This window comes from Chryseobacterium salivictor (assembly GCF_004359195.1).
Taxonomy (GTDB): Bacteria; Bacteroidota; Bacteroidia; order Flavobacteriales; family Weeksellaceae; genus Kaistella; species Kaistella salivictor.
Genome location: NZ_CP037954.1, coordinates 1708216 through 1723942, shown reverse-complemented (window position 1 = coordinate 1723942; position 15727 = coordinate 1708216). Strand labels below are relative to the sequence as shown.

Sequence of the window (15727 nt, the reverse complement as noted above, 5' to 3'; positions counted from 1 at the left end):
GGATATTTCTACAGACGGTATAAAAATACGAAAATTTCGACTTGCTAAAAAACTTAATTAATCGCTAAAATCATCGATGAAAACTTTATACGCGCATGTAGAAATAACTTATTAGCAGAAGTGTTATCTTCTTTCGAGCTTTTCAATATAAAGCTTATTTACCTTTGAGTTACTTTTTAATTTAAATAAACTAAATATTTTTGACGTTAATTCAATTTCTTTATCGGTGTTTGTTCCTTCATAACCACCAATTGAATAAATTCGATGATCTTTTAGCTGAATTACTGTATTTGTATTTGCACCATCAATTATGGGGTATTTTTTTTCATCCTCTTTAAAATCCTTTTCTTGGAAAGAAGTAATGATTTTTTGAATAGCTTTTATCTCGTCATTATTTAATTCCAAATATTCAGGTTCTAATTTTGGATTTTCATCGACAAATTTTTGATGTTCATCTCCTCTTCTTTTTAATTCCTCATCACTTGCGTTTTTAGGAGGCGGCGGCGGTGGAGGTATTAAATATTTTGATGGATTATAAAATAGCAGAGATTTGTTACTCAGATTAGCTATTATTTCAAAATGTTGAATAAAAGGAGGATAATAGCCAACTTTAATTAAATCTGCTTCGTTAGATTTAAGTTTGTTTTCACAACCTACTGAGGTAATAATTAAAAGAAAAACAGAAAGAAAATATTTCATACAGAATCTGGTTTTGACATTGCCGAACGTTTTGCAGCTTGCATAAGTGGCTGAACAATGAAGCCTATACTTCGATTGATCAGTGACTTTAGAAGTACGGAACCCGCTTTAAATTAAGCCCACAACCCGCCATTTTTGCAAACTGCTGTTATAGGCTGCACTTTTTCAATTTTTTTCCCAACTTTCACTTCTCATTAAAAATTCTGAATAGTCTATTTCGGTTATTTTACATTATTTACTTCAATTCCTTCTTCGGTTATTTTTCCGTTAAGTATTCTTTAGGAATTATTTTATTTTCATTTTTAGGCATCTGGATAGGGCAATAATCACAATCCATTTCTGTTCATTCAATTTTAGTTTGATATTATCTTTGATCAGTATTCCTTTAAAGTTGAAACTATCAAAAAATAATAAATTTTCATCTTTTCATTTTCACGATTTTTGAGAATATAGCCTATACTCTCAAATATACGCATAATTTCAAATAGCGCAATAAACCATAGTATCTTAAAAAAAAACAGACAATTATTTTGAATCCCAATAGAAACTCTAATGAAATATTTAAAATACGCAGTTAGGAAATAACGGTCCAGTTGAAAATAACACACGATCCTGTAATGCCTTTACTTTGAGTTTAATAAAGATATAAAACAATATCCATCACCTGACTGTTTCGCTTAAAGCAAAAATGCAGACTCTCCTCAGGATTTTACAAAAAAGCTTCAAAATCAGAGAATTCTGAGAGCGGGGGAATTCCCAATAAATCATAATTAATATTTAATTTATAAAAATTATGACTAACTTCACAAGACCTTAAAAACCAACTTATTATGAAAAAAATACTCCTTCTGTCAGGAATTCTTTCTGCAGCATTATTCTCTTCACAGAATATTGTACTTGCCGAATTTGCCTCAGGATTAACAAGTCCTGTTGAGATCGTAAATGCCAATGACAACAGACTTTTTGTTGTTCAGCAGAACGGCATCATCCAAATTATTCAGCCAAACGGAACAGTCAATTCCACTGCATTTCTGAACATCAGCACGAAAATAACGTTCAACGGAGAAAGAGGACTTCTGGGGCTGGCTTTTCATCCCCAGTATGCCACCAACGGCTATTTCTTCGTTTTTTACAACAACACTGCCGGCAATATCACCGTTGCAAGATATTCGGTGAATTCTGCAGATCCGAATACAGCAGATCCTACTTCTGAAAAAACAGTACTCAACATCACGAAACCTTTTGAAAACCACAACGGCGGCAGCATTCATTTTGCGCCAGACGGGAAACTATGGATTTCTACAGGCGACGGCGGAAGTGCGGGAGACCCCAATAACAACAGCCAAAACAAAAATTCGCTGTTGGGAAAAATACTCAGAATTGATGTAAATTCTACCGCAGCATATACTATTCCACCAGATAATCCATTTGTGGGAATTGATGGTGCGGATGAAATCTGGTCTTATGGACTTAGAAACGCATGGAAGTTTTCTTTCGATTTAGCAACAGGAAATGCAATGATCGCCGATGTAGGGCAAAGTCAGACTGAAGAAATCAACAGAATGCCCATAACACAGGCCGGAATCAATTACGGATGGCGCTGCTACGAAGGAAACAGCGCTTACAATACCACCGGCTGTGCAAACTCTTCCACCATGACTTTTCCAATTGCAGTGTATAATCACACCGGTGGCAAATGCTCGATAACAGGAGGCTATGTTTACCGCGGAACTGCCTATCCGGCCTTAACTGGTAAATATATCTTTGCTGATTACTGTTCCACCCAAATCGGAATTTTAAATGCCGACAACTCCATTGTTTGGACCTCTGCATTTACAGGGAATAATTTTGCAACATTCGGAGAAGATTCAGGCAAAGAACTTTATGTAGCTGCCGTGAATAACGGCAAAATTTACAAAATAAGCACCACCACTCTGGCAACCGGAGAACACCCGCAAAATTCATTTAAGATTTATCCGAGTCCAGCTTCCGGAAAGATTTTTATTGATGGTTTAAAAACCAGGAATAACACTGCAGAAATCAATAATGCTGAAGGAAGAAAAGTTTTGGAAACCAAGGTTAAAGAGGATCAAAGCATCGATATTTCAACCTTAAAATCAGGAATCTATTTCATCACCATTTCATCTGATCATCTTAAAATTTATTCTCAGAAAGTAATCATTAAATAAGCTTCTCTGTGCTGAAGTGAAGGTCGGGAAGTTTTCTAATTGCCAACTGTAGGTCACGAGCCGATTGTGTTTAATATTTGACTCAAATACACTAAAAATACTGAGCCGATTAGAAAGATTAATCGGCTCAAACATTTTGAAATATTTTTCAGTGGTCTTTTTTAGAATATTTGATCTTTATCGAATACCACCTGAAAAAGTTTGATGTGCGATCGCCACACGAAAGGATTGGTGCGGCAGCGGTGGGCGCAGTCGAACAGAGCGCAGCTAAAGCTTGGTTATTAACAGAAGTGCCTTTTTTAAAAGTCGTCAACAGTTTTTGATTTTAGAATTTCAATTAATTCCTTTTGATAGTATTTATAAATATCTGGAATTTTAAGAACTTTTATTTTTTTTGAATATTTATTTTCTGTATTTGAGTCTATTTGATTTTTGTGTTTAGTTTCCATTACATAAATCAAATCTGCATTTTGTAAATCAATTTGGTTTAATGGATTTGTTCCTTCTTTTTGGCATAACTTAATATTTGTTCCCGCTGAATTAAAAATTAGTTCTGGATAAATTTCACTGAAATAATCCTCCGCCGTTTTTGATCGTTGTTTATTTGCTGAACAAATAAATAATATATTTTTCACCATTTCAGAAACTCTTTAAATTTAGGACTTGTAAATAGTTTGTAAAGTAATAATAGAATACCAATTGTTTGGAAAATTGAACCAATTGCCAAAATCACATTTCCTGATAAAGAACCAAAACTCCAATGAGTTATTTTGAAAAAAGCTCCTATCATATTTATTAGAAATCCAATCAAGAATATTATTAAGGCGTGTTTGGTTTTCTTGTTTTTCATTTTCTTTTAATGTGAAATGTTGTTGAATAGCATTTCTGCTAACTCTCAAATATAGAAATCGTTAAGTCGCGGTCGTATTATGCTCATCGTTTATAATGTTGGGCAACTCAAATATACGCATGTACATTAATTCCACCCAAACTATAACCACCTGTTTATTAATGTTTTGCCATTGTATAATTTTGAGGCATACAAGATGTGAAGCAGCAAACTGCCCTCCTCTTTTCTGCCTCGCCAAAATAACCAGCCGCCACGTACAAAGGTCTGCTACTGCAAGGATATAAACCGTCGGAATTGTAAGGCCGCCCTTAAATTTTCGCTTTTAAAACTTACCTTTGCAAAAAATGTAAACTGTTGGAAACAGACCTCTTATTCTACCTCTGCGGCGCGGCATTCTGTGCCGGATTTATTGATGCTATCGTTGGTGGTGGCGGATTAATTCAGACTCCTTTGGCGTTGGTTTTTTTACCACACCTTCCTGTTTCTACGGTAATCGGAACCCTTAAAATTCCCGCATTCAGCGGTACGGCTATCGCGACCAGCCAATACCTTAAAAATGTAAAAATCAACTGGAAGCTTCTGGGCATCATGGCGCTCATTGCATTTGTTTCTGCATTTTTAGGATCGCAGCTTTTAACAGTCGTCAGCAACGATTTCATCAAACCCGTGCTGCTGTTCATCCTGATCGCTCTGGCTGTTTACACGCTTTTCAAAAAAGACTTCGGACAGGCCAAAGAAAAGCAGATTCCGTGGCATACCGCTGTCATCAACGGATGTATCGTGAGTGTTGCAGTGGGGTTTTATGACGGTTTCATCGGTCCCGGAGCAGGCACGTTTTTTATTCTTGGTTTCGTCACCCTCTTAGGCATGGATTTCCTTCATGCCAATACCAACGCCAAACTGATTAATCTTGCCACCAATGCAGGCTCTATTTCGCTGTTCTTACTGAAAGGAAAAATCATCTGGGCCATTGCGCTTCCCATGGCGGTATGTAACGCGCTGGGCGGCTTTGTGGGCGCCAAACTGGCGATTAAAAGAGGAAACCGGTTTATCCGCTATGTGTTTATCCTGGTCATCTTTCTGTCGATCGGCAGATTCGGGTATGAGGTGATGTTTAAATAGCTTTTGCCCTTACTTCCAGCATCAATCATCCCAGCACCTCATAACCAATGAATAATCAGTAAGGAGCAACCAAATCTTTAAAATCCTAGTCGGAGGTCGCATAGGAATTTTCACCGATAAGGTAAATGGAGATCGATTTTATGGGAGGCCGCCATCTTCTGTAACTCCTTCAGCTTGGAGCGCTCGGTGGCCGCATTCACTTATCGTTTAAAATGAATTCAAACATAACCCGCCGGGGAATGAAAGATTCTGCTTCCAGTCTTGCAGACATCAGTAAGAAAATGATTAAAAAACATTTCATAAGCATGGGAACGCCGAAATTATAATAAAGTATTGATAATTTCTCGCTGATCTTCCTTTACTTTAGGATTTTAAAAAAACATTTTCCTTTGCCAAACAAAAATAATTCGATGCTGAAAAATATAAATAGTGGTTCCCACCGACCACCGTAAATTGTTTCTTCAAATTATCGTTTCACACTTCACATTTTTTAACGCATGAATTTGGCTCGCATTATCTTATAGCTGAGTAGAAACTCGTTCATATCCTATAAACATATTTGTGATTGAGTTTTGGCCCTATTGTACAAAACGATTAATATTTGTGCACACAAAATAATTTTGCGATTTGTTATTGAGACCCGAATGTTCTGAAGTTGCGTTTCAGTGCAAAAAACTCACCTAATTGAACTTTTCACCCAGAAAATAGTTTTAGATTTTATAATACACTGTAGGTCAAAAAATAAATTCAGTACTTGTTGACAGCGTCAAACTAAAACACTATATTTGGTAAACCAATTTGGTAAACCAATAATAAAAATGAAATCAAAAATCTTGAAATTATGGCTATAAGTAAAATTCAAAATATTTTCGGCTTCTTTTTTCTGTTTCTAATCGCCCAAAATGTTTTCGCACAGGAACATCCTTCATTAATTTTAACTAAAAAAGGGGTCTCTGAGATCCGTGCGCAATTAGGAACGGTCCCGCTTTTTGACCAGACATTAGTCACCGTAAAAGCGGAAGTGGACGCTGAAATTCTGCACGGAATAGACGTTCCAATCCCTAAAGATTATTCCGGCGGTTACACGCACGAACGTCATAAGAAGAATTTTTTCATCATGCAGAAAGCGGGCGTCCTGTATCAGATTACAGAAGAAGAAAAATACGCCGAGTATGTAAAAGATATGCTTCTGCAATATGCGGAAATGTACCCTACCCTGCCGCTCCACCCTCAAACAAGATCTTATACGCGCGGAAAACTGTTCTGGCAGTGTCTGAATGATGCCAATTGGCTGGTGTATACCAGTCAGGCCTATGACTGTATCTATGACTATTTAAGTAAAGAGGAAAGAAAAAAATTAGAAACCGATCTTTTCAGACCTTTTGCTGATTTTATTTCGATACAGAATCCACACTTTTTTAACAGGGTTCACAATCACAGTACATGGGGCACGGTTGCCGTCGGAATGATCGGTTTGGTAATGAAGGACCATAAACTGATCAAAAGATCTTTATACGGAATAAAACATGACGGTATAAAACCCGGTGACAGAGACAACGATGGCGGCTTGATAAAAAAGCCAGGCGAAAAATCAGGGTTTCTGGCCAATATTGACGAACCGTTTTCTCCCGACGGGTATTTTACAGAAGGTCCTTACTACCAAAGATATGCAATGTATCCTTATCTGATTTACGCTGAAGCGCTGCATAACTTAAAACCGGATCTCAAAATATTTAAATACAAAAATGGCGTTGTACTTAATTCCGTAAATACTTTATTAAATTTAACGGACACCGATGGAGAATTTTTTCCGTTAAACGATGGGCAAAAAGGAATGTCCTACTTTTCCAGAGAATTGGTTTTTGCGGTCGATGCTGCTTACTATTATGGCGGAAAACGTCCGGACCTGCTTTCCATTGCACAAAAACAAGGTGAAGTTACTTTAGATGAAGCAGGTTTTACAGTCGCAAAAGCAATAAGAGATGGATTGGCAGCGCCAATTTCACAAAAATCAGCTGAATACACTGATGGGCCAAATGGAAAACAGGGAGGAATTGGAATATTAAGAATTCAGGGCTCCAAAGACCTGCTGACCCTGGTAATGAAATATACCGCTCAAGGATCCAGTCATGGCCACTATGACAAATTATCGTTTTCTTATTACGAAGGTGCAAAGGAAATTTTCCAGGATTATGGCTTGGTAAGATTTGTAAATATTGAGCAAAAAGGCGGTGGTAATTATTTAAAAGAAAATTCAACCTGGGCAAAACAAACGGTCGCACATAACACGGTTACCCAAAATGAAACCTCCCATTTCGGCGGCGATTTCGATATTGCTACCAATCACCATTCCGAAAAATATGTATTTGATGATTCTGATCCAAATATCCAAATAGTAAGCGCAAAGGAACATAATGCGTATACCGGAACGAATATGCAAAGGGTGATGGCATTAATAAAGGACGGAAATTTTGAAAATCCTTTTCTTTTAGATCTTATAAAAATAAATTCGGATAAAGAAAACCAATATGATCTGCCTTATTATTATTCCGGTCAGATAATATCAACCAACTTTAAATATGAAACGCCAAAAATATTAGCTCCTTTAGGTACTAAAAATGGCTATCAGCATTTATGGAAAACCGCGGAGGGGAATCAACCCGGTGGCAATGCAAAATTTTCCTGGCATAATAAGGAGCGGTTTTATACACTTTCGTCCATTGTTTCCCCAGAAGACCAATTAATATTTACAAAACTTGGTGCAGATGATCCGAACTTTAATCTTAGGACTGATCCCGGATTGATGATTCGGAAAACAAACACGAAGGACACTTTCTTTGTTTCTGTTACGGAGTCTCACGGTAACTATAATCCGGTGACGGAAATTGCACATAATTCATTCAGTAATATAAAAAATCTAAAAATAATATATAGCGATGAGGCGATGATTGCCATAAGTATTGAACCTATAAAAGGCGAGAAAAAGTTATTCCTTTTTTGTTTCAATGATCCCTCAAAAGAAAGCAAACACGAAATAAAAATAAACAATAAGGAGTACCGGTGGGTGGGTCCTTATCAATTGATAAATAATAATAATTAAAATAATAGATATGAAAAGTTTTGGAGCAAGCGAAGAGTTTTTGTTAGACGAAAACCAAGAATGGGAAAAAGTTGGCGAAGGAGTTCAACGGAAAATAATGGGTTATGACGATAAAATCATGCTGGTAAAAGTAAAATTTGATGAGGGAGGAATCGGCTATGAGCACTCCCATTACCACTCACAAACCACTTATGTGGCAAGCGGAGAGTTTGAGTTTATGATCGGTGGCGTAACAAAAACGGTAAAAGAGGGAGATTCGGTTTATATGCCGCCACACGTTCCACACGGCGCAACCTGTACAAAATCAGGAATTCTAATTGATGTATTCAGCCCAATCCGGGAGGATTTTATGCTTAAATAGCCCGCGTTTTTTTTATTATTCAAGGTAATGACGCAAATATTTTGAAGTTCTTTTAAATAGTTGTTAAAAAGCTTTCATAATTCAAAAATTAGATCTATTTTTGGTTTACCAGTTTGGTTCACCAGATTGTAATTAAACGATCATCTTATGAATAACAAAATTCCAGTAGCTGTAGTATTTCTATTTGTCGGCACCCTTATTTCGGCACAGTCTAAAAACTCTGATACGATTTTAAAGGAGCAGAAAATTGATGAAATAATCATGGTGGGTTATGGAACCCAGAAAAAAAGCCATCTAACAGGTTCAATTTCTAAAGTGGAGAATAAGACTTTAGACCAGATTGCGGTATCCCGCGTCGATGATGCTTTAGTGGGACAGGTTTCAGGTGTAAATGTACAGTCAACTGAAGGTGAAGCCGGTTCCGCGCCTACCATTAGAATTAGGGGAACGGGTTCCATCTCCGGTTCATCTGATCCGTTAATCGTGGTGGATGGTCTGGTAGTCGATAATGATTACCTGGGATCTTTGGACATGAATAATGTAGCTTCCTTTGAAGTGCTTAAAGATGCGGCTTCTGCGGCAATCTATGGTTCAAGAGGTGGAAACGGTGTTATCATGATTACGACCAAACAGGGTAAATCCGGAAAGACCAAATTTTCTTACAATACCTTTACAGGGGTAAAGAAAGCATTTCACAGCGACGCGTATACGTTCTCGACCGCAGAAACGGCGGCCAGAGAAATGGCGGAGACCGGCAAGATTTCGGACCGCACCAAGTACATGCTGTTACTGAATACCAATACCAACTGGCAGGATGTTGTTTTTGACGGCGGAACTATCGAAAACCACAGTATCAGCGCGAAAGGGGGAAATCAGGATACCAAATTCAACTTCTCTCTCGGATATCTTCATGATGAAGGCGTCCTCATTACGGATGATTATAAAAAATATAATTTTACCGCCAAAGTGGATACCAAAGTCGGTAAGAAAATAAAAATGGGATTTAATTTTTCTCCTTCGTATACCAACAGAAGAAGATTTGACGGATCTGTTTATGACGCTTTACGTCAGGCACCGTGGTTACCGGTTTACATCGACGCGGACAATATCCAATTTGTCAACAGACTGAGAGATAACGGCAGATATGCGAATGTAAAAATTGGTGATTACGCGTGGGAAAGAATGTTTGATAATTACAGTTTAGTCACAGGAATGCCGGTGGCCACTGGCGGAACGAGTATCAGTGATACCTCCAACAACAATCCTGTCGCCAAGATTCTTGAAAAAAACAGAACGGAGAAGAAATTTAAAGTGTATGGAAGTATGTACGGACAGTATGATATTACCAAAAATTTAAATTTCAGAACTGTTTTCTCGGCAGATTTCCAGAATACCGCCGCAAGAAGATATCAGGGTATTTTATCAGGGAACATCGGTCCTTCGGACGCGCAGTTAGATCTGGGCTCGGAGAACAGAATACATCTGGCCAATGATAATTATTTATCTTACAGCAAAGATTTTGGCAAAAGTGACCTAAGTGCTGTTTTAGGTGTTTCCGCGGAAAGCTGGGACACAGTGGGAGACGAAACTTCCGCGGCCGGCTACACCTCTGATATTCTACAGACGCTTGATGCCGGGACCGTCTTTTTAGGGAAAAGATCGTATTCCTACAAACAGACTTTATTTTCTTATTTCGCAAGAGTTAACTATGGCTATGACAATAAATATTTAGCTTCATTCAGCGTAAGAAGAGACGGAAGTTCCATTTTTGGTTTAGATCAGAAATACGGCTATTTCCCTGCGGGCTCCCTTGGATGGGTATTGAGTAAGGAAGACTTCCTGAGCGGCAACAGTGTTTTAAATAATTTAAAACTGAGAGTGAGCTACGGGTTTACAGGTAATAAAGATTTAAAAATAGGTGGAAATAACGGCTACCTGACAGAAAATTATCCTTCACTATCACTTCTGTCCACTTCGTCCTCTGTGGTCAATAATACAGTGGTCAATGCCTATAATCCTATTAACATTGCCAATCCGTTCCTGCAGTGGGAACGTAACGCGGAGGTAAATCTGGGGTTTGACTATGGCCTGTTTAGAAATATCATCAGTGGTTCAGTGGACTTTTACAGAAGAGACAGTGACCAGCTTTTATTAAATAATCCGGTTTCGGGGACTACAGGATTCTCCAACGCTTTAGCCAATCTTGGAAAAGTAAGAAATTCCGGAGTGGAGTTAGAGATCCGGACAAAAAATATTACCAAACAGGATTTCAGATGGACCAGTACCATTCTTGCGTCACAGAACATCAACGAATTACTTAATTTCGGAGACTCCAACGGACTGATCCAAAGTGTCGATGACAAGAGAGCCTCAGAATGGATCAATTTAATTGGAAACCCAATTTCATCCTTCTACGGATGGGTAGTAGACAGAGAAATTCCAAAAGAATATATTACCAATCCTTACTTTCCTGTCGGCGGACAGGCACAGGATGTCTATGTTAAAGATTTAAACGGCGATGGACTTATAGATGATGAAGATAAAACCATTTTAGGAAATCCTTATCCAAAACTGGTATGGAGCTTTACCAATGATTTTGAGATCGGCAACTTTAACGTCAGTTTTATGTTTCAGGGAAGCCAGGGAGGACAGGTAAGAAATATTGCCGATCAGTATTTGTTCAATCACTTCAACAGTGCGCAGGACTACATTATCGCGACTACTCCGGACCAGGGCTTTATTAAAGAAAAAATCTTTACCAACGCCATCATTCAGGATGCGTCCTATATTTCATGGAGAAATTTAAATATTGGTTATAATCTCTCTAAAACCACATTGGCGAAATTAGGGGTGATTAATTCTGCGAAGATCTATGCTACTGCCCAAAACCTGCTTTATATCAAAGCAAAAGGTTATACCGGTTTTAATCCCGAATCCATAGACAATACATCAGCGACTACGTATGGGTATCAGAGAGGTGGTTCTCCAGCATTCAGAACGGTATCTTTAGGTCTTAATTTAGAATTTTAAAATAAAAGTAATGAAAAAATCAACAATACTTTCAGCGTTTATATTGGTATTTCTGACCACCGCGTCATGCAGTCGTGATTTTTTAAGTCCTGAACCGGAATCGGCTATTAACGCGGATAATTATTATCAGAACGAATCGCAGTTGCTGGCGGGGGTGCTCAATATGTATGACGGAATACAGGGCGCAAATGCCCTCGAAGGTGATTTAAATGCAAATCAGGGAGTTCAGTTTGAATTTTACCTGACAGAAATGCGCAGTGATAATACCAGGACCAAAAGCAGCGAAGGTGAAGCAGCGCAGTTTGAAAATTATACCATCACCGCAACCAATGGTATCGTCTCTGATTACTATTTAAGTTATTACAATATTATTTTCAGAGCAAATACCGTCTTGGAACATTTGGATGTGGCCTCTGATAAAACACGTGCTAAATATGAAGGTGAAGCGAAATTTGTCAGAGCTTATGCCTATTTTAACTTAGTGAGGTTGTTTGGGGATATTCCATTCGTAGATCATGTGCTGTCAATTGATGATAAACGAACCCAGTTTACCAGAGTACCGCAGGCACAAATTTACGATTTAATAGTAAGCGACTTGAAAACGGCAGTTGCCTCTCTGGATAACACCCACAAAAACAGAGCTTCAAAGGCGGCGGCACAGACACTCCTGGCCAAAGTTTATTTAACCCTGCGCACCAACTACACGGAGGCCCAGCAGTTATGTGAAGCGGTAATGGCCAGTAATTATTCATTAATGCCGAATTTCAAAGATGTGTTTTTTACCGAAAACAATAAGGAAGTTATTTTCTCAATTGGCTTTGTACCGGATAATGTATTAGACAGCCAGGGGTTCTCCGCAGAATGGCTGAATTCAGTGGGAAGATCAAGCGGTGTGAATTATGTGACCAATGAGGCGGCGGCGGCTCTGGATTTAGCAGGAGGAAACCGAACCGCGTATTCTTACAGAATAGATCCGGCTCAGCCTTCCCAAAAACAGGTGGTAAAATATTTACCTGTCGCAGATGCAAGTCTTGGCATACCCGCTACATCAGTTAATCCACGAACTGCAGGTAATGACTGGATCGTTTTACGTTTATCAGATGTTTTACTGATGCATGTAGAAGCGATAATGGCAGGAAACAGTAATACCACAGCTCCAGCCGCTTTGAATTCTTTCAGATTAGTGCGGGAAAGAGCCGGGCTGTCCGCGGATGCCGACGGAGACATTACCCGTCAGGAACTGCTTGACGAAAGAAGGGTGGAATTAGCTTTCGAAAATCAGCGCTTCTTCGATTTAGTGCGTTTTGGGCAGGCTCAAACTGTTTTAGCTGCTTATTCAGCTGCCAATAACTATGCGTTTACAGGGACTGACTTGTTGCTGCCAATTCCTCAGAGAGAAATTAACATTAGCGGAGGTTTGTTGAAACAGAACCCAGGCTATTAAACAGCATTTCAGGTTATCAGTTCTAATGAACCGGTCCAATCGCTTCCAGCCGGTAATTATAGCGCAAGATTTTAAAAATTAAATTTCTACTCATGAAAAATAAATTCAAAATAAAAAAAATAAGCACAATTTCAGCTTTTCTGTTCCTTTTGTTATTGATTTTCACCTCTTGTGATATCAGAGGTTACGATATTGCGGAGGAAGGTTCAAAACCAGATCTTACTCCCCCAAGTGCTGATTTCACTTACAGTAAAGGCCAAGGTACCGGTGATGATTATAAAACCTATACCTTCGCTAACCAATCGATAAGTGCGACAGACTATCTGTGGGATTTCGGTAATGGAAACACGTTTAAAACCGTTGATGCGAAATTCACTTTCCCTGGTGAAGGTTCTTATGAAGTAAGCCTCACCGCAAGTGACAAACTGGGAAAAACGAATACGATTAAGAAAACAGTTGAAGTGGTAAAACCGTTGGTACCGGCTGCCTTAGTGCCTGTTATTCTGGCACCGGGTTTTGATTTCGGAAATGTAGACGCAAGTAAAGATCCATGGAGAAACAGTACTCTTGGCGGGGTGATTCAAATCTCTGCTTCATCAGTTTTTGAAGGTGGTTTCGTTGCAAAATTCCCATCGGGATCCGACCGTAGAATCGCCTATCAGGAATTAACCGTTACTCCAAACACGAATTATATGGTGACCTGTAAATATTCTCAGGAAATTGGCCCGGGAAGCATCAGAATGGCTGTTCTCGCAGGCGCTGTAAATGATCCGGCACTGATCAACTCCAAAATCATCAAAAAGGAAATTGGAACCAACGCGACCGGAAAGGGAAATTTTACCACTGTAGTATTATCCTTTAATTCGGGTGCCAATTCAACCATTGCTTTATATGTTGATAATGATGGAGGGACCATTTCTTACGTTGACTCTTTTACAATTGCTCTGAATTAAAAAAACATTAAGATGAAATTACCAAACAGATTCATTCCGTTTATTTTGTGTGGAACCCTTTTACTTTCACTGTCATTAAACTGCTCCGCGCAGGGTAAGAAGGAAAAAACCGCTAAACCGGTTTCAATAGATTTAAGCCATTGGAGCGTCACCACACCGGAACTGGATCCGGCAACCGGCAAAGTGACCAATGTTGAGCCGCCGCAAATCCTGAATTACGCCAATAATGATTTGCTCAAAAAGAATATGTATAACGACCCGAAAACGGGAGCACTGGTATTCTATGCCTACCCGAGCGAAGGTAAAACGGCCAATACCTCGTTTTCCCGCTCGGAACTGAGAGAACAGATGGTGCCGGGTAATAATAATATAAACTGGACCTTCAAACAGGGCGGTACGCTGAAAGCTGAAATGGCTATGGGCGAAGTGAGCAGAGAAGGCGCGGGCCAATACAGTAAAGTAATCATTTTACAGATTCACGGAAGATTAACCGATGAGCAAAAAAAACTGATCGGTCAGAAAGATCATAACGCACCGCCGGTTTTAAAAATCCTGTGGCAAAACGGTAAAATCAGAATAAAAACAAAAGTGCTGAAAAATCCAAACGCAACTTATGAAGAAATGCTTCAGACCGATGCGTGGACCGATGACGAAGGCTACAATTTTAAAGAAAAAGTAGATTTCAATAAATTTACTCTTGAAGTGAAAGTGAAAGAAGGCAGAATGGCCATCACCCTGAACAACGACGAGACCAAGGTTTATGAAAATGAAAGTCTGAGAAAATGGAACGTTTTTGAAAACTATTTTAAAGCCGGAAATTATTTCCAGTCCAAAGAACCGGGAACTTTTGCAAAAGTTAATATCTATAAGCTGTCGGTTTCCCACTAATTGAATATAAAATTTAAAAAACTAAAGAAGGTTAAAATTAAAAGTAATGAGTAAAGTAGTAACATTTGGTGAGATTATGTTGAGATTGGCACCACAGGGATTTTTAAGATTTTCACAGGCAGATAATTTTGATGTCGTTTACGGCGGTGGCGAATCCAATGTGGCGGTATCATTGGCCAATTATGGTATTCCTGTTGATTTTGTAACCCGTTTACCGAAAAATGATATCGGCCAGTGCGCGATGATGGAAATGCGCAAAAGAGGCGTTGGAGTTGATAAAATTGTTTGGGGTGGAGACCGTTTGGGAATTTATTTTCTTGAAACCGGTGCTGTTTCCAGAGGAAGCAAAGTGGTTTACGACAGAGCCCATTCTGCAATGGCTGAAATTCAGCCGGGAATGGTGAACTGGGAAGAGGTTTTTGCCGGAGCGGAGTGGTTTCACTGGACCGGAATTACGCCGGCGATTTCCCAAAGTTCTGCTGATGTATGTCTGGAAGCTGTAAAAGCTGCGAGCAAACTCGGACTTACCATTTCTACCGATCTTAATTACAGAGCTAAACTTTGGAAATTCGGTGGTGACAGAGAAAAAATCATGACTGAACTTACCTCCTACTGCGACATCATCCTCGGAAACGAAGAAGATGCAGAAATGCATTTCGGTATCAAACCCGATGGTGCAGCAGTTCAGACTCACGGGCACGACGTAAAAGCAGAAGCGTTTTTATCAGTTTGTCAGCAAATGATGGAAAAGTTCCCGAAAGCCAAAAAAGTAATTACCACGCTTCGGGGTTCCATTTCCGCTTCCCACAACACCTGGGCCGGAGTTTTATATGATGGAAAAGAAATGTTGCAGACCCGCCAATATCAGATCACAGATATCGTTGACCGTGTTGGTGGTGGAGATTCTTTCATGGGCGGATTGATTTACGGATTATTAACTTATCCTGATGATGATCAGAACGCGTTAGATTTCGCTGTAGCTGCTTCCTGCCTTAAACATACCATTAAAGGTGATGCCAATCTGGTGACCGTAGATGAGGTGACCAAACTGATGGGCGGCGATGCTTCCGGACGTGTGGCAAGATAAAATT

The 15727-nt window shown here is 39.1% G+C and carries 12 protein-coding genes; 9 read left to right on the top strand and 3 right to left on the bottom strand.

Annotated features, from left to right (window positions below):
* Positions 1-123 precede the first annotated feature (123 nt).
* The gene (locus NBC122_RS07980; RefSeq protein ID WP_133439871.1) at positions 124-699 is read right to left on the bottom strand and encodes a hypothetical protein; all 576 of its coding nucleotides are present in this window, start codon (positions 697-699) and stop codon (positions 124-126) included.
* 830 nt (positions 700-1529) lie between these two features.
* Between NBC122_RS07980 and NBC122_RS07975 the strand changes: the two genes are divergently transcribed.
* Positions 1530-2888: a PQQ-dependent sugar dehydrogenase gene (locus NBC122_RS07975; protein ID WP_133439870.1), complete on the top strand. Its 1359-nt coding sequence runs from the start codon at positions 1530-1532 to the stop codon at positions 2886-2888.
* Positions 2889-3187: 299 nt separating this feature from the next.
* Here NBC122_RS07975 and NBC122_RS07970 read toward each other — a convergent pair whose 3' ends face one another.
* Together NBC122_RS07970 and NBC122_RS07965 are read right to left on the bottom strand one after the other, a co-directional pair.
* Complete coding sequence (locus tag NBC122_RS07970; protein WP_133439869.1) at positions 3188-3526, bottom strand: low molecular weight phosphatase family protein; 339 nt, start codon at positions 3524-3526, stop codon at positions 3188-3190.
* On the bottom strand, positions 3520-3738 hold the full coding sequence (locus NBC122_RS07965) for a gliding motility protein GldL (RefSeq protein ID WP_133439868.1): 219 nt from the start codon (positions 3736-3738) through the stop codon (positions 3520-3522). Before NBC122_RS07965 ends, NBC122_RS07970 begins: the two co-directional genes overlap by 7 nt.
* A 354-nt stretch (positions 3739-4092) precedes the next feature.
* Between NBC122_RS07965 and NBC122_RS07960 the strand changes: the two genes are divergently transcribed.
* The 8 genes from NBC122_RS07960 (at position 4093) to NBC122_RS07925 (ending at position 15723) form a co-directional block, all read left to right on the top strand.
* Entirely contained in the window at positions 4093-4860 is a 768-nt protein-coding gene (locus tag NBC122_RS07960) for a sulfite exporter TauE/SafE family protein (protein WP_133439867.1), read from the top strand.
* An 841-nt stretch (positions 4861-5701) separates the two neighbouring features.
* On the top strand, positions 5702-7960 hold the full coding sequence (locus NBC122_RS07955) for a heparinase II/III domain-containing protein (RefSeq protein WP_133439866.1): 2259 nt from the start codon (positions 5702-5704) through the stop codon (positions 7958-7960).
* 10 nt (positions 7961-7970) lie between these two features.
* Positions 7971-8321: a cupin domain-containing protein gene (locus tag NBC122_RS07950; protein WP_133439865.1), complete on the top strand. Its 351-nt coding sequence runs from the start codon at positions 7971-7973 to the stop codon at positions 8319-8321.
* A 147-nt stretch (positions 8322-8468) separates the two neighbouring features.
* The gene (locus NBC122_RS07945) at positions 8469-11351 is read left to right on the top strand and encodes a SusC/RagA family TonB-linked outer membrane protein (protein WP_133439864.1); all 2883 of its coding nucleotides are present in this window, start codon (positions 8469-8471) and stop codon (positions 11349-11351) included.
* A gap of 10 nt (positions 11352-11361) precedes the next feature.
* Complete coding sequence (locus tag NBC122_RS07940) at positions 11362-12795, top strand: RagB/SusD family nutrient uptake outer membrane protein (protein WP_133439863.1); 1434 nt, start codon at positions 11362-11364, stop codon at positions 12793-12795.
* A 92-nt stretch (positions 12796-12887) separates the two neighbouring features.
* Positions 12888-13748 (top strand): PKD domain-containing protein, encoded by an 861-nt coding sequence (locus tag NBC122_RS07935; RefSeq protein ID WP_133439862.1) that lies wholly within the window; start codon positions 12888-12890, stop codon positions 13746-13748.
* A gap of 12 nt (positions 13749-13760) precedes the next feature.
* On the top strand, positions 13761-14636 hold the full coding sequence (locus NBC122_RS07930) for a polysaccharide lyase family 7 protein (protein ID WP_133439861.1): 876 nt from the start codon (positions 13761-13763) through the stop codon (positions 14634-14636).
* Positions 14637-14682: 46 nt separating this feature from the next.
* Positions 14683-15723: a sugar kinase gene (locus tag NBC122_RS07925; protein WP_133439860.1), complete on the top strand. Its 1041-nt coding sequence runs from the start codon at positions 14683-14685 to the stop codon at positions 15721-15723.
* The last annotated feature ends 4 nt before the right edge of the window (positions 15724-15727 follow it).